This is a genomic window from Bradyrhizobium erythrophlei (assembly GCF_900129425.1).
GTDB classification, from domain to species: Bacteria; Pseudomonadota; Alphaproteobacteria; order Rhizobiales; family Xanthobacteraceae; genus Bradyrhizobium; species Bradyrhizobium erythrophlei_C.
Window position 1 is genome coordinate 7,891,972 of sequence record NZ_LT670817.1, and the last position, 17,772, is coordinate 7,909,743.

The 17,772-nt window shown below is 61.7% G+C and carries 15 protein-coding genes and 2 pseudogenes; 10 read left to right on the forward strand and 7 right to left on the reverse strand.

The window, feature by feature from the left end:
• Window positions 1-4 precede the first annotated feature (4 nt).
• A pseudogene (locus tag B5527_RS37525) lies at window positions 5-514 on the forward strand (transposase); the annotation flags it as partial.
• A 20-nt stretch (window positions 515-534) separates the two neighbouring features.
• Here the strand turns inward: B5527_RS37525 and B5527_RS37530 are convergent.
• From B5527_RS37530 to B5527_RS37535, 3 genes are all read right to left on the reverse strand, one after another.
• Window positions 535-2,958 (reverse strand): DUF5906 domain-containing protein, encoded by a 2,424-nt coding sequence (locus B5527_RS37530; RefSeq protein ID WP_079605973.1) that lies wholly within the window; start codon window positions 2,956-2,958, stop codon window positions 535-537.
• A 61-nt stretch (window positions 2,959-3,019) separates the two neighbouring features.
• The gene (locus tag B5527_RS44930; RefSeq protein WP_154072739.1) at window positions 3,020-3,184 is read right to left on the reverse strand and encodes a hypothetical protein; all 165 of its coding nucleotides are present in this window, start codon (window positions 3,182-3,184) and stop codon (window positions 3,020-3,022) included.
• 5 nt (window positions 3,185-3,189) lie between these two features.
• A complete protein-coding gene (locus B5527_RS37535; protein WP_079605974.1) occupies window positions 3,190-3,375 on the reverse strand; it encodes a helix-turn-helix domain-containing protein in 186 nt (61 codons plus the stop codon).
• A gap of 442 nt (window positions 3,376-3,817) precedes the next feature.
• Here B5527_RS37535 and B5527_RS37540 point away from each other — a divergent pair, with 442 nt between their 5' ends.
• Window positions 3,818-4,108: a GIY-YIG nuclease family protein gene (locus tag B5527_RS37540; protein WP_079605975.1), complete on the forward strand. Its 291-nt coding sequence runs from the start codon at window positions 3,818-3,820 to the stop codon at window positions 4,106-4,108.
• Window positions 4,109-4,162: 54 nt separating this feature from the next.
• On the opposite strand, the gene B5527_RS37545 is transcribed toward B5527_RS37540, so the two are convergent.
• Window positions 4,163-4,396, reverse strand: coding sequence for a hypothetical protein (locus B5527_RS37545; RefSeq protein ID WP_079605976.1), 234 nt, complete (start codon window positions 4,394-4,396; stop codon window positions 4,163-4,165).
• 219 nt (window positions 4,397-4,615) lie between these two features.
• Between B5527_RS37545 and B5527_RS37550 the strand changes: the two genes are divergently transcribed.
• The gene (locus B5527_RS37550) at window positions 4,616-7,144 is read left to right on the forward strand and encodes a glycogen/starch/alpha-glucan phosphorylase (protein ID WP_079605977.1); all 2,529 of its coding nucleotides are present in this window, start codon (window positions 4,616-4,618) and stop codon (window positions 7,142-7,144) included.
• Between the two features lie 21 nt (window positions 7,145-7,165).
• Window positions 7,166-7,270: pseudogene (locus B5527_RS46910) on the forward strand (thioesterase family protein); the annotation flags it as partial.
• Window positions 7,271-7,390: 120 nt separating this feature from the next.
• Here B5527_RS46910 and B5527_RS37555 read toward each other — a convergent pair.
• The gene (locus tag B5527_RS37555; protein ID WP_079607805.1) at window positions 7,391-9,007 is read right to left on the reverse strand and encodes a phosphoenolpyruvate carboxykinase; all 1,617 of its coding nucleotides are present in this window, start codon (window positions 9,005-9,007) and stop codon (window positions 7,391-7,393) included.
• A 177-nt stretch (window positions 9,008-9,184) separates the two neighbouring features.
• The gene (locus tag B5527_RS37560) at window positions 9,185-9,925 is read right to left on the reverse strand and encodes a HugZ family protein (RefSeq protein WP_079605978.1); all 741 of its coding nucleotides are present in this window, start codon (window positions 9,923-9,925) and stop codon (window positions 9,185-9,187) included.
• Between the two features lie 215 nt (window positions 9,926-10,140).
• Between B5527_RS37560 and B5527_RS37565 the strand changes: the two genes are divergently transcribed.
• From B5527_RS37565 to B5527_RS37585, 5 genes are all read left to right on the forward strand, one after another.
• Entirely contained in the window at window positions 10,141-10,842 is a 702-nt protein-coding gene (locus B5527_RS37565) for a response regulator transcription factor (protein WP_029587720.1), read from the forward strand.
• A gap of 108 nt (window positions 10,843-10,950) precedes the next feature.
• Window positions 10,951-12,768: a sensor histidine kinase gene (locus tag B5527_RS37570; protein ID WP_079605979.1), complete on the forward strand. Its 1,818-nt coding sequence runs from the start codon at window positions 10,951-10,953 to the stop codon at window positions 12,766-12,768.
• Complete coding sequence (locus B5527_RS37575; RefSeq protein WP_079605980.1) at window positions 12,765-13,292, forward strand: HPr kinase/phosphorylase; 528 nt, start codon at window positions 12,765-12,767, stop codon at window positions 13,290-13,292. The genes B5527_RS37570 and B5527_RS37575 overlap by 4 nt, the downstream gene beginning before the upstream one ends.
• Window positions 13,293-13,423: 131 nt before the next feature.
• Window positions 13,424-13,825, forward strand: a complete 402-nt coding sequence (locus tag B5527_RS37580) for a PTS sugar transporter subunit IIA (RefSeq protein WP_024509305.1) — start codon at window positions 13,424-13,426, stop codon at window positions 13,823-13,825.
• On the forward strand, window positions 13,822-14,151 hold the full coding sequence (locus B5527_RS37585) for an HPr family phosphocarrier protein (RefSeq protein ID WP_079605981.1): 330 nt from the start codon (window positions 13,822-13,824) through the stop codon (window positions 14,149-14,151). The genes B5527_RS37580 and B5527_RS37585 overlap by 4 nt, the downstream gene beginning before the upstream one ends.
• A gap of 21 nt (window positions 14,152-14,172) precedes the next feature.
• Here the strand turns inward: B5527_RS37585 and B5527_RS37590 are convergent, their stop codons facing one another.
• The gene (locus B5527_RS37590; RefSeq protein WP_079605982.1) at window positions 14,173-15,798 is read right to left on the reverse strand and encodes a glycosyltransferase family 39 protein; all 1,626 of its coding nucleotides are present in this window, start codon (window positions 15,796-15,798) and stop codon (window positions 14,173-14,175) included.
• 115 nt (window positions 15,799-15,913) lie between these two features.
• On the opposite strand from B5527_RS37590, the gene lepA reads away from it, so the two are divergent.
• Complete coding sequence (gene lepA / locus B5527_RS37595) at window positions 15,914-17,719, forward strand: translation elongation factor 4 (protein WP_079605983.1); 1,806 nt, start codon at window positions 15,914-15,916, stop codon at window positions 17,717-17,719.
• Window positions 17,720-17,772: the final 53 nt, after the last annotated feature.

Consider the following 17,772-nt stretch of genomic DNA (forward strand, 5'->3'; position numbering starts at 1 on the left):
GCGGAGAAACGGGACCAAGGGCCGGCTGGAAGCTCGCTTTGCCGCGGTTCGCGTGCGGACCGCCGATGGACCTCCGCAGCGGATCAAGGACATGGGCCAGCAGCATCTTCCGGGGGACGAAGCGTGGCTCATCGGCGAACACCGGGCGTCGGGAGAGAAGAAATATTATCTCGCCAATCTGTCGGCCAAGACGGATCTGCGCACGTTAGCTGCTACGATCAAAGCGCGATGGATTTGCGAACAGGCCCATCAGCAGTTAAAAGAGGAACTCGGGCTTGATCACTTCGAGGGACGATCCTGGCAAGGCCGTCATGCGCTCATGACCATGATCGCCTACGCATTCCTCCAGCACCGCCGTCTCGCACAAGCGGGACGGAAAAAAAAGAATCAACGGCCCACCGCCTCAGCCGAGCCTGCCGGCCGTACGCCACCCCATCGTCGAACTCATCGTTCGACCGCGGCCGCAGCGATGCCCGTACTGCAAAAGACAAATCACCGAGGCGCAACGGCGTGAATAAATCTGCCAAAGTAGTGCTAGCTTGCCGGATCATAGTCGTCGAGGATGATCGGCTTGCGTGTCTTCTGCCGCTTGTAAAGCTCGGCGAGCGCGGCGGGCTCCATGGTAGAGAATTTGGCCGCGAGCTTCTTTGACAGCGCCCAGAGCCGCACCTGTTTTGCATCGACGCGGATTTGTCGGTTCTTGCCGTCAAGCTGTCGGCAGCCGGCTTCGCGCATCGCCTTGGAGATCATCACCAACCCTTTCTGATTATCCTCGAAAGAGAATTCCAGCTTGTCCGCTACATCGGCAGCGGTACAGAGTGTGCCGACGAACGGACCGGTGCGATCTCGGTGGGCTTCGAGCACAGTCTGTTCGATATCAGTATGCTGGTTGTCCGCGACCTCGATTTTCATTTCAGTCTGCGGCGCCAATCCCTTACCATTATACATCGAAAGATCACGGGTCATCAGCCAACCCTTAATGCGGCGAACCTCATCGCCGGGGGCTTCAGGCGTACCGAGACAGCCGAACAGTATTTCATAGTAGCGCGTCGTCAACACCGTAGGCTCGCCATTGTCATCAACGCCGAACGGGTCGGATGCACCTTGAACAACGAGCCATCGGCGATCTTTGCGTGCGATCTTTAAGACATCGCGATGGTTAGAGCAGCAGAACAGGTTGGTTCGATTCTCCGCTCGGAATCGCGCTATAAATTTCTCGTTGACCCAGAAGTGCGATTCGGTGATCACGCCCTTAAGCCGTGACGCGAGATCGACCCGGCGGTCAGGCATAAGCTCGTGAATGAAACCTAGCTGGCGATTGAGCGTCCAACCATTGAACATATCTTTGACCGGGTCGTCGCTTTCGATCATTGCGACATTCTGGTCACCCAGCAAGACGCGGAGCATGTAGCCAATCCAACCCTTGCCGGTCCCGCCTTCATCAACGATCAACAGCGCGAACATCTGTTTTTCGCTCGGCTTCTGCACGCACCATGCGAGCCAGTTCAATGCTAGTTCGCGCTCGCGCCGATCTGGGATCAGATAGGTCATGTGCGCTAGAAAAATTGTCGGCGTCTCGGGTAATGGCTCAATCTTCGGGTCTTGCCACATGTTGAATAAGTTGCCGCATACGTCCGGCTCGCCAGGACGATAGCAAGTACCATCGATACGTTCCAGCACGCTTTGCGAGATCGCGAGCTTAGGCGCGCTGTCCTTATAGCGGGATTCAAGTTTCGGAATGCAGTTCACCAGCGGCGCATAACGACCGTTGAACGATTTCTCCGAGATCATTTTCTTGTCGGCACGACGAATGAAGCTCGGCGGATCGAGACAGTACCGGAAACCGGCAAGTTGCTCGCGAAATTCCGTCAGGGGGCTAGGCGGTGCGGTGAACTCTTCGACCTCTTCGTCGCCGAAATCTTCCGATGCTTCGATGAAGACTTGCTCGACGCCCTTGCGGTGCATGTCCATGAGGACGCGGCTCGCCTGCTCAATCGGCTCGCGCTGCTTTTGATCGAAGATGTGATCGGCGATGCCGTTCGACGGGTTAGTCAGCACGAAAAGAATGTCGCCATCGCTCCAGCCAATGCGGCGGAGATCGCAAGCGCAGCTGTAGACGGCTTCCGAGCGCGACTTCGCGTAACTTGTCGGTGGTCCGTTCTCAATGATGCTGCGGAGACTTTCGTCGAGCGTCGAGAGATCGAGCGTTTCCGGTATGTCAGGCGAGCCGATTGTCTCATACGCCGTCCGGCTCGACTTCGTCGACGTCGCGGTCTCTTCATTAGCATTTGCAGCCCGCTCGAATTGGTCGATCGTATACACAACGAAGTTGCGAAGATCGGTGACGATGTCGGCGAGCACTGGCACGCGGCCCGCCTTGATCTTCTTAGCGCTCGGTCGGTTGACGGTGAACGGCAGCCGCATGACGCGGTCCAGGTTCTCGCAGTCGTCCCCGCCGAGTTGATCGGCCAACGCTACGTTGCGGGCTTTGATATCTTCGAGATTCTCAGCGGTGACGGTGACCGGCTCGGCGAGTTCCCAGAACAATCCAAACCCATTGCCCGAGTTGATAATCAGCGACGGCACGAGTGGAGCCGCTTTGATCTTCGCGAGCAGTTCGGCGCGTACGGTCTCAACATTATCGCGCGTGGTGCCGGCGGGGAGATCAGCATCAACGTGCAGAAAGCGAACGGTCGAGACTTCGGCCTCTTTCGCCTTCGCACGTCCCTTGCCGAGCGGCTTCACTTCGTTGGCGTTGAAATAAATGCCGTATCCCTTGCGGTCGGCTTCGGTCAGCCATCGCAAAATGGCGGCTTGTCCGGATTCTGTCTTCGGGAAGCTCTGGCCAACTACCGGACGATTGCCAGCGGGATGAATAGCGCATAGATGCACTTGATCAGTCGGCAAGCTGACGGCGAACGCGACGGCGTCCGCCAAGTTCGATTTGATGTCAATCATCGTTGATCTCCTGATATGGCGGGATCGCGAAAACGGGCTTGCGTTCAGCGTCCATCAATTTCTAGACGCGTATCTCCAGCCCGTGCTCTTCTGTGATCGCGAAGTCGAGACGGTGAACCAGCCCGCAGTCGCAGCGTTGGAAATAATATCCGCCGGCATCGGCCATGCGCGGCAGAACAAACTCGCCCGCCACCCCCTTGTGATAATCGCCTTTCGGGATGCCCATGGCGATTACGCGGGGTTCGCGTCGAGATACGCCTCAAGGTCGGCTGGCCGTATCCGGACGCGGCGCGCGACCTTTGAAGCTTTAAGTTTCTTGGCCTTAATCAGTCGCCGCACCGTCAACGGGACCACGTTGAGATATTCGGCGACCTCTTCGACGGTTTGGCAATTGCTCGGGATGATTTGGGCACTCATGGCAAAGGTCTCCCTTGGAGACCTCAACGGGGCTTTAGTATCCCGTCATTGCCGGAGGATGTCGGCGGTGCCTATGCCTTCATGGTCGCTAGACCATGCTGCCCGTTTAGGACCGGGCGAAGGCTGGTATATAGCACGGCCCGGGCAAAAACCCAAAACGATATCGCCAGATAGCCCCGGATGGCCAGAGACCAAGTCGCCTTTGTGGAAACAGACGTGGAAAGAAAAATTTGGAATTCAAGAAAACCTTATAAAATCGGCATAATTTGTATTATCAGGCGGACATGTAGTCCTCGAAATCCCGGAGAGACCCTAGATGTTGTATCGGCGCGGCGCCGAATCACTATGATATATCAAAGACTTGCTAAAGTGTTCTTAATTTGTTCCGACGTCCCGGCCTTGAGCCGGGACCCATGGCGCCGCGATCGAGGTCGTTCGAGCGATGAGCGCGGGCACCTATTGGGTCTACATTCTCGCCAGCCGCAGAAACGGAACGCACTATATCGGCGTCACCAACAACCTGCGGGCAAGGCTTGAGCAGCATCGCGCCGGTCTGGGCTCGGAATTCGTCAAGAAGTACGGCGTGCACCGCCTCCTGCACGTGGAAGAGTTTTCATCGCCGCTGGATGCGATCGCACGCGAGAAGCAGCTTAAGAATTGGCGACGGGCCTGGAAAATTCGGTTGATCGAAAAGGTGAATCCAGAGTGGAATGACTTATCCCACTTGCTTTGACGCCACAAAGATGGGTCCCGGCTTTCGCCGGGACGACGAACGAATCTTCAGAACTCACATCGCCGACAGCATCTTGTCGCTGCAATAATTGGCGTAGAACTTTCCGCCGCACTGCGTTCGAATCGCGGCACAGCGCGCCGCGGGAGATGCGTTGGCCGGGGCACTGAACGAGCAGCCCAGGCCGTCGGCACTCCGGCCCGTCTTGCTGCCGGCGGCGAAGGCCGCGCTGGTGGCGGTGATGCAGAACACCAGCACTGCGGCGGCGACAATCTCGATGGTCAATCTCATGGCCGGTCCCTTTCCAAAGTGACTTCGCGCAAAAATGATCACGACATCGGATTTCCCGGATGCCACTATATCACCACGCGGCGCACGCGCAGATGCCGACAACCGGCCCGGTCCTTGCATAAAAACATGGCACCGCACTGCAAACAACGCCGCTGGCGGGTTTCGATCGGGCCATAACGGGCGTACATTTCGCCAGGACCAATTTCCAGGATTTGAGCTTTGCCAGATCAACCCTTCGCAGCGAATTTTCCGACGCTCGGACAGCCGGTCGACGAACTGGCGCTGGCCGAGATCAAGGGCGCGATCCTCGCCAAGCTGCGGCTGGCGATCGGCAAGGACACCGGCATGGCGAGCCGGCACGACTGGTACAAGGCGGCGGCGCTGGCGCTGCGCGACCGCATCGTGCACCACTGGCTCACGGCTGAAAAGCAGAGCTACGACGCCGGCCGCAAACGGGTCTACTATCTCAGCCTGGAATTTCTGATCGGCCGCCTTTTCACCGACGCGCTGAACAATATGGGGCTGCTGCCGGTGTTCGAGGCAGCTCTTGGCGATCTCGGCGTTGATCTTGCGGATTTGCGCAAATGCGAGCCGGATGCGGCGCTCGGCAATGGCGGTCTCGGACGGCTTGCGGCGTGCTTCATGGAGAGTATGGCGACGCTTGCGATTCCCGCCATCGGCTACGGCATCCGGTACGATTTCGGCCTGTTCCGCCAGATCATCGCGCAGGGCTGGCAACAGGAATATCCCGATGAATGGCTGAGCTTCGGCAACCCCTGGGAATTCCAGCGGCCGGAGGTCGTCTACCACGTCCATTTCGGCGGCAGCGTCGAACACCTCGACGTCAACGGCCGCGACTGCGCGAGCTGGCGCCCGGCCGAAACCGTGCAGGCCGTCGCCTACGACACGCCTATCGTGGGCTGGCGCGGCCAGCACGTCAACGCGCTGCGGCTGTGGTCGGCGCGCTCGCCCGATCCGCTGAAGCTCGACGTCTTCAACAGCGGCGACTATCTCGGCGCCAGCGCTGAGGAGGCACGCGCCGAATCGATCTGCAAGTTCCTCTATCCGAACGACGAGAGCCCGGCGGGCCGCGAATTGCGGCTGCGGCAAGAATATTTCTTCGTCTCTGCCTCGCTGCAGGACCTGATTCAGCGCCATCTGACGTCGGACGGGCAGTTGCGCGGTCTGGCGTCAAAGGCCGCGGTGCAGCTCAACGACACCCATCCCAGTCTCGCCGTCACCGAGCTGATGCGCATTCTGGTCGATCTGCACAACTTCCGTTGGGACGACGCCTGGAAGATCACGGTGGCGACGCTGTCCTACACCAACCACACGCTGCTGCCGGAAGCGCTCGAGACCTGGCCGGTCGAATTGTTCGAACGGCTGCTGCCGCGCCATCTGGAAATCATCTACCGCATCAATGTCGCGCATCTGGCACTGGCGGATGCCCGCTGCCCCGGCGACGTCGATTTCAGGGCCTCGGTCTCCCTGATCGACGAGAGGTCCGGCCGCCGGGTGCGGATGGGACAATTGGCGTTCGTCGGATCGCATCGCATCAACGGCGTCTCGGCGATGCATTCCGACCTGATGAAGGAAACCGTGTTCCACGATCTCAATCATCTCTATCCGGGGCGCATCACCAACAAGACCAACGGCATCACCTTCCGCCGCTGGCTGATGCTGGCCAATCCGAAGCTGACCAACCTGTTGCGCGAGGTCTGCGGCGAAGCCGCGCTCGACGATCCCTCAAGGCTTGAACTGCTCGAGGCCCACGCCAGCGACACCGCGTTCCAGCAGCGTTTCCGCACCGTCAAGCACCACAACAAGATCGTGCTGGCGCGGCTGATCGGCGAGCGCCTCAACATCAAGGTCGATCCGGGCGCGTTGTTCGACGTCCAGATCAAGCGCATCCACGAATACAAGCGGCAGCTGCTCAACATCCTCGAGACCATCGCGTTGTATCAGGCGATCAAGGACGAGCCGCAGCGCGACTGGGTGCCGCGGGTGAAAATCTTCGCCGGCAAGGCGGCGGCGAGCTATCGCTACGCCAAGCTGATCATCAAGCTGATCAACGACGTCGCCGAGGTCGTCAACAACGACCCCGATATCGGGGGGCTCCTGAAGGTCGCGTTCCTTGCCGACTACAATGTCAGCCTCGCCGAGGTAATCATTCCCGCCGCCGACCTCTCCGAACAGATTTCGACCGCGGGCATGGAAGCCTCCGGCACCGGCAACATGAAGCTCGCGCTCAACGGCGCGCTGACCATCGGCACGCTCGACGGCGCCAATATCGAAATCCGCGACCACGTCGGCCCGGAAAACATCACGATCTTCGGCATGGAGGCGCTGGACGTGGTGGTGCGGCGCAAGCAGGGGCTGGATGCGACCGACGTAATCCGGCGGTCGCCGAAGCTCGGGCGCGCCATCACCGCGATCGAAAGCGGCGCGTTCTCGCCCGGCGAACCCGCGCGCTTCGAATCGATCGGGCACGCGCTGCGCTATCTCGACCATTACATGGTGAGCGCGGATTTCGACGCCTATTACGAGGCGCAGCGTGGCATCGACGCGCGCTGGCAGGTGATCCCGGCCTGGACGCGGGCCAGTATTCTCAACGTGGCGCGGATGCCGTGGTTCTCTTCCGACCGCACCATCCGCGAATACGCCCAGGATATCTGGAACGTGCCGGTGCGCGGGATTGCGCCGCAGGGACTGCAGGAAACGGGCGCGCAGCGCGAGGCAACCCGCTGACGCCGGTCTTCCCGCCCGACCGCCAAGATCTTCCACAAGAGCTACGGCGACCAGGCTGGCGAGTTGTGGTCACCCGGCGGACGCCTGCTCGCGACCACGCATCAGATTGCGTATTTCAAGGCGTAGGCTTGGCAGATTGAATTAGTCGTCATGCCCGGCCTTGTGCCGGGCATGAACGTCTCGCAGATCGAGCATGCAAGAAGCGGTGGATGGCCGGGACAAGCCCGGCCATGACCGAGTGCGATCTCACTCCGCCGCGAGCTTCAGATCCGGCGCGGCGGCGCGGACGTCGGCGTCGACCTGGGCTTCGAACTTGGCAAAGTTCTTCTGGAACATGCCGACCAGCGCCCGCGCGGTCTTGTCGAACTCGAGCTTGTCGGCCCAGGTCTTGATCGGATCGAGAATATGCGGCTCGACGCCGGGCAGCGAGGTCGGCACCGCGAAGCCGAAATACTTGTCGGTGCGGAAATCGGCATGGCGCAGCGAGCCGTTCAGCGCCGCGGTCAGGAGCGCCCGCGTCACCTTGATCGGCATGCGGCGGCCGGTGCCGTATTTGCCGCCGGTCCAGCCGGTGTTGACCAGCCAGCAATCGACATCGTGTTTGGCGATGAGGTCGCGGAGCAAATTGCCGTACACCGACGGATCGCGGGGCAGGAACGGCGAGCCGAAGCAGGTCGAGAATTCCGGCTGCGGCTCCTTGCCGAGGCCGCGCTCGGTGCCCGCCACCTTCGCGGTATAGCCGGACAGGAAGTGATACATCGCCTGCGCCGGCGTCAATTTCGCGATCGGCGGCATCACCCCGAACGCATCCGCCGCCAGCATCACCAGGTTCTTCGGGTGAGGCGCGCGGCCGCTGCGCGAGGCGTTGGGGATGAATTCGAGCGGATAGGCCGAGCGGGTGTTTTCCGTTTTCGAGCCGTCATCGAAGTCCGGCTCCCTGGTATGTCCGTCGAGCACGACGTTCTCCAGCACCGCGCCGAAGCGTTTGCTGGCGGCATAAATCTCGGGCTCGGCTTCCTCGGAAAGCTTGATGCATTTGGCGTAGCAGCCGCCCTCGAAATTGAACACGCCGTCCGCGCCCCAGCCATGCTCGTCGTCGCCGATCAGGGTGCGTTTCGGGTCGGCAGACAGCGTGGTCTTGCCGGTGCCGGACAGGCCGAAGAAGATCGCGGTGTCGCCGTCGGGTCCGACATTGGCCGAGCAGTGCATCGGCATCACGCCCTTTTCGGGCAGATAATAATTCAGCGTGGTGAACACCGACTTCTTCATCTCGCCGGCATAATAAGACCCGCCGATCAGGACGATCTTGCGGGCGAAATCGATCGCGACCACGTTCTCCGAACGCACGCCATGGCGTTTGGGATCGGCCTTGAAGCTCGGCAGATCGATGATGGTGAGTTCAGGCACAAAGCCCGCGAGCTCTGTCGTCTCGGGTCGAATCAACAAGGTGCGGATGAACAGCGAATGCCAGGCGAGTTCGGTAAAAACGCGGGTCTTGATCCGCAAGGCGGGATCGGCGCCGCCATAAAGGTCTTGCGCGAACAGCGTCATGCCTTCGGCGTGCTTGAGGAAATCGGCGTACAGCGCTTCGAATTGTTCCGAAGTGATCGACTGGTTGCCGGCCCACCACATGTTCTTGTCGGTGGTGGCGTCGCGAACGGTGAATTTGTCCTTGGGGCTTCGGCCAGTGAACTCACCGGTGTCAGCGCACAACGCGCCGTCGGCGGAAAGCACGGCTTCGCCGGCGGCCAGCGAGTGCTGATAGAGTTGCGGCGCGCCGAAGTTCCAGTTGACGCCCTTGAGTTTTTTTAAGCCGAATTTATCGGCGCCGAAGGCACCGTTATGCACGCCCGTCTCTTGCACGGAAGAATCCTCCTCGAACCCGCGTATCTCCAGCGCCAATAGTCCGACGCGTCTCTGTCGCGGTAACCGTCAATATAGCCTCGCAGCCCCGGTCCGGCGACCTAATACTGATCAACGCCGGGCTTGCCAAGCCGATCCCGGAATATTTGGTATATCCGGCGCGGTCATAGTTTCGGCTCAAATGCTTGCTGCAGCGCGGGCCCGATCGGCCAGTTCCTTGAGCATCTGCCGCAATTCGGCAGGGGCGACAATGCGTCGCGGAAAATCCAGCCGCAGCGCGTGTGTGCCAGCCTGCATGTCGAGTCCGTCCGGATCGCAGCCGGTGCAGCGCCAGTCCGCCGGCGAGGCGCCAAGTAGCCTCGTCGCATAAAGGTTCATGGCCTCGCGATGATCGGCATTCATGTGCTCGATCGCGCCCTGCTCGGCCTCGAGCAACGCTCCCGTATCGGAAATGTCGGTCAGAAACTGCTCCGGCTTGAGGTCCACGATCCGCCCGAACCCGGCCACCAGATGGGCGCCCTTCGGCCGGATCCGGAAAAACGAAAAATCCTTAAAATTCACAAAGGCTTCCGCTGAAGGATGGGCGTTGAGGTAGCGCCGGCGTGGAGTTTCCAGACCATCGCCATCGGCCTCTTCCGCCCGTCCCGCCAGCATGATCCGCGATCCCTCCAGCGGGTCGCCCTGGGCCCGTTCGTCCAGCATCAGCGAGACCCGGCTATCGCCGAGGATGTTCCTGGTGTGCAGCGCCAGACGCGAAATCAGCAGGATCGGCGCGCCGTCGGCGTCGCTTGCGACATTCACCAGCGAGCAATAAGGATCGCCGCTGTCGGCCATCAGCGTGGCCAAAGCCCCCTGCCGGCTGCGCCGCAGCAGCGACCGGGCCAGGCCGGCTGCGTCGAAATCAGGGGTGGGTTGCATCGATCATCTCAGCATATCCCATTGCAAAAAGGGCCTTTTCCGGGCTAAATCGGTATCTATATAGGCTCGGAACCTACGGCTAGCCCGGCATTCGGGAACTAGGTCACACTTCAGCCCAGCTTGCATTGCTCGTTGACCGGGCTGTAAAGCCCAACTATGCGGCGCATCGCTGGATTGCTCGCCGTTTCAGCCACTCCGTTACGGAAAGCAGGCTCATGCCCACAATCGCCTTGGTCGATGACGACCGCAACATTCTTACCTCCGTCTCGATCGCGCTCGAAGCCGAAGGCTATCGCATCATGACCTATACGGATGGTGCTTCGGCGCTTGACGGTTTTCGCACCAGTCCGCCGGACCTTGCGATCCTCGACATCAAGATGCCGCGCATGGACGGCATGGAGACGTTGCGGCGGCTGCGGCAGAAGTCGGACTTGCCGGTGATCTTTCTCACCTCCAAGGACGAGGAGATCGACGAATTGTTCGGCCTCAAAATGGGCGCCGACGATTTCATTCGCAAGCCGTTCTCGCAGCGGCTGCTGGTCGAGCGGGTGAAGGCCGTGCTGCGCCGCGCGGCGCCGAAGGATCCCACGGCTGTTCCGAAGGAAACCGATGCCAAGGCGCTCGACCGCGGCCTGCTGCGCATGGACCCGGAGCGCCACACCTGCACCTGGAAGAACGAGCCGGTGACGCTGACGGTGACGGAATTTCTGATCCTGCAGGCGCTGGCGACGCGCCCCGGGGTGGTGAAGAGCCGCAATGCCCTGATGGACGCGGCCTATGACGATCAGGTCTATGTCGACGATCGCACCATCGACAGCCACATCAAGCGGCTGCGCAAGAAGTTCAAGGTGGTGGACGACGATTTCGAAATGATCGAGACCCTGTACGGTGTGGGCTACCGCTTCAAAGAAACCTGATCATGCGCATTGGGTTGCGGTTTGTTACCTGACGCCGCCGCCCGGCTGGGATAGGATGCGAAGGCGACGCGCATCGTAAAGACTCGAAACAACCGGCAGGTTTGGCCATTGCTTGATCGAACGCAGCCTGATGTAAGCATGGATGCCGAAGGCGCCGCGGCGGCCCTCGTTTTGGACGATGCTGCCGTTGAAAATCCGCCGGTGCAGGGCTGGCAGCGGCCGCTTGGCTGGTTGCGCCGCGCCGGGCAGTTCTTCTTCGCGCTCAGCTTTTCGAGCCTCACCCGCCGCATCGTTTCCTTGAATCTTGCCGGCCTGGTCGCGCTGGTGGCGAGCATCCTTTATCTCTCGCAATTCCGTGCCGGCCTGATCGACGCGCGGGCGCAAAGTCTTTCGGTGTCGGCCGAGATCATCGCCGGTGCGATCGCGGCTTCCGCAACCGTCGAGACCAACACCATCACCATCGATCCCGACCGGCTGCAGGATCTGAAGCCCGGTGAAACCTACGGCGCTCCGGACGAATATTCCGGGCTGGATTTTCCGATCAATCCGGAACGCGTCGCGCCGGTGTTGCGGCGATTGATTTTACCGACCAAGACCCGCGCCCGCATTTACGACCGCGACGGGGGGCTCATTCTCGACAGCCGCAATCTGTACGGACGCGGCGACGTGCTGCGGTTCGAACTGCCGCCACCGTCGGTCGAGAAGCCGGGCATCGTCGAACGCACGACCATCGCGATCCGTACCTGGCTCAATCGCGGCGACCTTCCGCTCTATCGCGAACTCGGGCCGGAGAACGGCAAAGGTTATCAGGAAGTCGGCGAAGCGCTGCAGGGCCAGAAGAGCAGCATGGTGCGCATCAACGAGCGCGGCGAAATCATCGTTTCGGTCGCGGTGCCGGTGCAGCGGTTCCGCGCCATCCATGGCGCGCTGATGCTCTCGACCCAGGGCGACGACATCGACCAGATGGTCACCGCCGAGCGGCTGGCGATCTTGAAAGTCGGCGGCGTCGCTTCCGCCGTGATGATCGTGCTGTCCTTGCTGCTGGCGAGCACCATCGCAGGTCCCGTGCGCCGGCTCGCCGACAGCGCCGAGCGCGTCCGCCGCCGCATCAGGACCCGCGTCGAGATTCCCGATTTCACCCGCCGCCGCGACGAGATCGGCCATCTCTCCGGCGCGCTGCGCGACATGACGGACGCGCTCTATAACCGCATCGAGGCGATCGAGATGTTCGCCGCCGATGTCGCCCACGAGTTGAAGAATCCGCTGACCTCGCTGCGCTCGGCGGTCGAAACGCTGCCGCTGGCGCGCAACGAAAACAGCCGTGCACGGCTGTTGTCGGTGATCGAGCATGACGTCAAGCGGCTCGACCGGCTGATATCGGACATTTCCGATGCAAGCCGGCTCGACGCCGAACTGCAGCGGCAGGATATGTCGCCGGTCGATCTTCGCCGCCTGCTCACGACGCTGACGTCGGTCGCCAACGAAACCCGGCTCGGCCACGACGTCGCCGTCGAAGTCCGCTTCGAAGGCCGCAGCGCCGCCGATACCTTCTCGGTACCCGGCCATGATTCGCGGCTGGGACAGGTGATTTCCAACCTCCTGGTCAACGCCCAGTCATTTTCCAGCGCCGGCGGCAAGGTGCGGATCTTCTGCCGCCGCGTGAGATCGGAAATCGAAATCGTGATCGACGACGACGGGCCGGGGATTCGCGAGGATGCGCTGAAGAAAATCTTCGAGCGCTTCTACACCGATCGGCCGCATCAGGGTTTCGGGCAGAATTCCGGGCTGGGGCTGTCGATCTCGAAGCAGATCATCGAAGCGCACGGCGGGCGCATCTGGGCCGAGAATCGCGCCGGCCCGCCCGGCGCCGATGGCGAGGCGGCGGTTGTGGGGGCGCGCTTCGTGGTCAGGCTGCCCGCGCCATGACGAACGCCACAGGCGCGAGCGTCCACGCTTCCGCGGTGCTGGTAGAAAATCGCGCGGTGCTGATCCGCGGGCCCTCCGGCGCCGGCAAATCGCGGCTGGCGTTCGATCTCGTCCTTGCCGGACGCTCGGGACAAATTCCCCGGGCCGTGCTGATCGGCGATGATCGCGTCCATCTGGACGCAGGCGAGGGCCAATTATGGGTCCGCCCGGCCCGCGAACTGGCTGGCCTGATCGAAATTCGCGGGCTCGGCATTCGCCGCTGCGACTTCGCCGCCCAAGCCATCGTGGGTCTGGTCGTGGACCTCTGCGCCGCCGATGCGGAGCGCCTGCCGCCCTCGGAAAAGCTGCTGACGCGCATTTACGGTGTGCAAATACCGCGAATTCCCGTGGCAGCCGGTTTTACGGCACTCCCCTTGGTTGTCGCCGCGCTAACGACAACCGGGGGTACGATTTCCACCCTTCCTTCATCCGATTGTTTGAAGGGAATTGGTAACCATATAAGTCACACTATCGCGACCGAATAGACCGACGCAGACTCTCCTCTCTACCGCTAATTTCCGGGAGAAACGCGAAGATCCCCCCTTGCGCAGGGGCTCTGGATGGTCAAAGTGGCGCGTTCGTGCGGTGCACCAAAAGCACCCGCGAGGAGTTTCCGATGATTGGTCTAGTACTTGTGACCCATGGGCGCCTTGCCGACGAGTTCAAGGCGGCGCTCGAACATGTCATGGGCCCGCAAAAGCAAATCGAAGCCGTTACGATTGGAGCCGAGGACGACTCCGATTTGTGTCGCAGCGACATCATTGAAGCGGTCAACCGCGTCGACAGCGGCGATGGCGTGGCCATCCTGACCGACATGTTCGGCGGCACGCCCTCCAATCTCGCGATCTCCTGCATGAGCCGACCGAAAGTGGAAGTGCTCGCCGGAATCAACCTTCCAATGCTGGTCAAGCTTGCCAAGGTTCGCGAAGAGCGCTCGCTTCCCGACGCCATCGCGATGGCTCAGGAAGCCGGCCGCAAATACGTCACCATCGCCAGCCGGGTTCTCGCCGGCAAATGAGCGACGACGCCCCGTCGCCCGAGAACGATGCCGGGCCAGCCGTCCCGTCGGGCGCGGTGTCTCGGGAACTCCCCATCATCAACAAACGCGGTCTTCACGCGCGCGCTTCCGCAAAATTCGTGCAGATGGTCGAGCGCTTCAATGCCGAGGTCTGGGTGACGCGCGGCAGCGAGACGGTCGGCGGCACCTCGATCATGGGACTGATGATGCTCTCCGCGGGCCCGGGGACCACCATCACCGTCTCCGCGATCGGCCCCGACGCCGAAGCCGCCATCGAAGCCATCACCGAACTGGTCGCCAGCAAGTTCAACGAAGAAGGCACGTGATCGGCGCTTAGGATCGGGGCGCTACTTCGCCGGCGGAACGATATAGACTTTCCAGGTGATGGCCGGACCGGGATGCCCGTGAAAGAAGCGTTGCGTCGTAATCGCAAGTTGCTCGGCATCCTTGCCATTGGCCGCCATCCACGCCTCGCAGGCCGGCAGCCGTCCGTCCGACGTGTCGCAGATGCCGATGAAGCCAAGCCGCTTGGCCTCCTCGAGCGACGTCAGCCCCGACGACCAGACTTCGCCCGGCGTGAACGGGGCCGGATGATCCGGGCTGTAGAACGTCATGGGTTCGCCGACCTCGGTGGTGCCGGCGACCACGGCCCAGTGCGTACCGAAACGCGTCTGCCAGGCTTGCGTCAGCTCGTGGGCAAGCTGCGAGCGCGCGCCATAGCCTGAGGCGCCGTTGGGATTCGCGGCCATCTCGCGGACGGCGATATAGGGCGACGCGGCAAGCGCTGCCAGCGTGATCGCAAGCCAGATCGCGGCGATATGAAACAGCGCCATCCGTTGAACGCGCAGCGAGGGTATAGCGACCAGCGCCAGCGGGGTCAGAAAGAACAGCGATATTCCCCAATCGGTCTTCATGTAGACCATGAAAATCAAGCCGCCGAGCGGCGGTCCGATCGCGACCACGATCTGGATGATCCAGATGTTGAGCGCCTGCGAAAAGTTCACGCCCGCGTTGGCGCCGCGCGACCATGGGCGCATCACCAGCGCCAACGGTTGCCGCACCAGGGTCACCCACCATCCCGGCCGCCATGCCAGGGCAATCGCTGCCAGCGCCACGGGGGCCGCGAGCAGCGCCAGATTGTGGACGACATAGCCGAGCACAAGCTGGGCGGTCTGGGCGCGGCTCGACAGGCCGTAGACATCGCCGGCATAGGTCAGCGGCACGAAGTCGACCTGCCACAGCCACCACAGATGCGGCAGCATCGCGACCACCAGGGTGGCAATGGCGACCCACGGCGCCGGCGAGCGCAGGAAAAGCCAACGATCGGGATGTAACAGCGCGGCGATGCCGATGGCGCCGATCATGGTCAGCACCCAGTATTTCGTCATCAGCGCCAGCGCGCCGGCGAGCCCGAGCCACAGGCCGGCGCGCACGCTGCGCTTCTCGAACGCATGCAGATAGGCCAGCACCACTAGCGGCAATGTCACGAGTTGCAGCAGATCGGGATTGTACTTGAAACCCTTGAAATTGAAGATTGGATAGAGCGCGAGCATCACCACGACGAAGAACGCGCGGCGGCGATCCACCACACGCAAACTGATCAGCCAGCAGATCACCAGGCCGCAGCCGAGCGTCGTCATCGCCAGCGCGTAAGTGGCCCAATCGGCGACCGGAAAGAACCGGAACCAGAGACCTGCGACCCAGCCCGCCAGCGGCGGATGCTTGCCATAACCGAGCTGGAATTTCTGGCCCCAGGCGAAGGCTTCCGCGACGTCCATATGGACGTCCTGCGCCGCCTTGAGATTGATCAGGATGAAGGTCCACAGCACGGCGTGCGCGGCGGCAAAGCCGATCACCAGCCACGGGCCGGCCTCCGGATCGCTGGCGCACGCCGCAAGCCACGCCGCCAGTCGCCGGATGCTTAGCCTGCGGCGCGCACGCAAAGCCGCGGGCAAAATTGATGCAGTAGACATGGCCCTGTGCGTAGCGCGTTTCGGCTTAAAGTGGAATCAGCTTGGCGTGAAGTTGTGCCGTTAAAACGGCGCATTATGGTTGCCGCAACGGGGTGCGAATGCTATCCCGCGCCCCATGACATCCGTCCCTATTTCCAACATCCGCAACTTCGCCATTGTTGCGCATATCGACCATGGCAAATCCACGCTGGCCGACCGCCTGATCCAGACCACCGGCGGCTTGCAGGCGCGCGAGATGAAGGAACAGGTGCTCGATTCCATGGATATCGAGCGCGAGCGCGGCATCACCATCAAGGCGCAGACCGTGCGGCTGACCTATCCGGCCAAGGACGGCAAGACCTACATTCTCAATCTGATCGACACCCCCGGCCATGTCGACTTCGCCTACGAGGTTTCGCGCTCGCTGGCGGCCTGCGAAGGTTCGCTGCTGGTGGTCGATGCCAGCCAGGGCGTCGAGGCGCAGACGCTTGCGAACGTCTACCATGCGCTCGACGCCGGTCACGAGATCGTACCGGTGCTCAACAAGATCGACCTGCCGGCGGCGGAACCGGACCAGGTCAAGCGACAGATCGAGGACGTGATCGGCATCGACGCGTCGGACGCGGTGATGATTTCGGCGAAAACCGGTCTCGGCATCGACGAGGTGCTGGAAGCCATCGTCCACCGGCTGCCGCCGCCCAAGGGCGACCACGATGCCTCGCTGAAGGCGCTGCTGGTCGACAGCTGGTACGACGTCTATCTCGGGGTGGTGGTGCTGGTGCGGGTCGTCGACGGCGTGATGAAAAAGAGCCAGCGCATCCGGATGATGGGCACCAACGCCGCCTATGACGTCGAGCGCGTTGGCTTCTTCACCCCGAAGATGACGCAGGTCGATGAACTCGGTCCCGGCGAGATCGGCTTCATCACCGCCGCGATCAAGGAAGTGGCCGACACCCGCGTCGGCGATACCATTACCGACGACAAAAAGCCGGTGACCGACATGCTGCCCGGTTTCAAGCCGGCGATCCCGGTGGTGTTCTGCGGGCTGTTTCCGGTCGATGCCGACGATTTCGAGACCCTGCGCGCGGCGATGGGCAAATTACGCCTCAACGATGCCAGCTTCTCGTTCGAGATGGAAACTTCGGCCGCCCTGGGCTTCGGTTTCCGCTGCGGCTTTCTCGGGCTGCTGCATCTGGAAATCATTCAGGAGCGGCTGCATCGCGAATTCGATCTCAACCTGATCGCGACCGCGCCGTCGGTGATCTACAGGATGCATCTGACCGACGGACAGGAGATCGAGATTCACAATCCGATCGACATGCCCGACGTGGTCAAGATTGCCGAGATCGAGGAGCCGTGGATCGAGGCCACGATCCTCACCCCCGACGAATATCTCGGCAGCGTCCTGAAGCTGTGCCAGGATCGCCGCGGCTCGCAGAAGGAGCTCACTTACGTCGGCAATCGCGCGATGGTGAAATACGAGCTGCCGCTCAACGAAGTGGTGTTCGATTTCTACGACCGCCTGAAGTCGGTCTCCAAGGGCTATGCGTCGTTCGACTATCATCTCACCGACTACAAGCCGGCCGATCTCGTCAAGATGCAGATCCTGGTCAACAACGAACCGGTCGACGCGCTCAGCATGCTGGTACACCGCCAGCGCGCCGAAGGCCGCGGCCGCGCCATGGTCGAGAAGATGAAGGAACTGATCCCGCCGCACATGTTCCAGATTCCGATCCAGGCGGCGATCGGCGGCAAGGTGATCGCGCGCGAAACCGTGCGCGCGCTGCGCAAGGATGTGACGGCAAAGTGCTACGGCGGCGACATCACGCGCAAAAGAAAACTTCTGGAGAAGCAGAAGGAAGGCAAGAAGAAGATGCGGCAGTTCGGCAAGGTCGACATTCCGCAGGAAGCGTTTATTGCCGCGTTGAAAGTGGATAGCTGAAGCTATTGGCCCCGTCATTCCGGGATGCGCAAAGCGCAGATCCGGAATCTTGG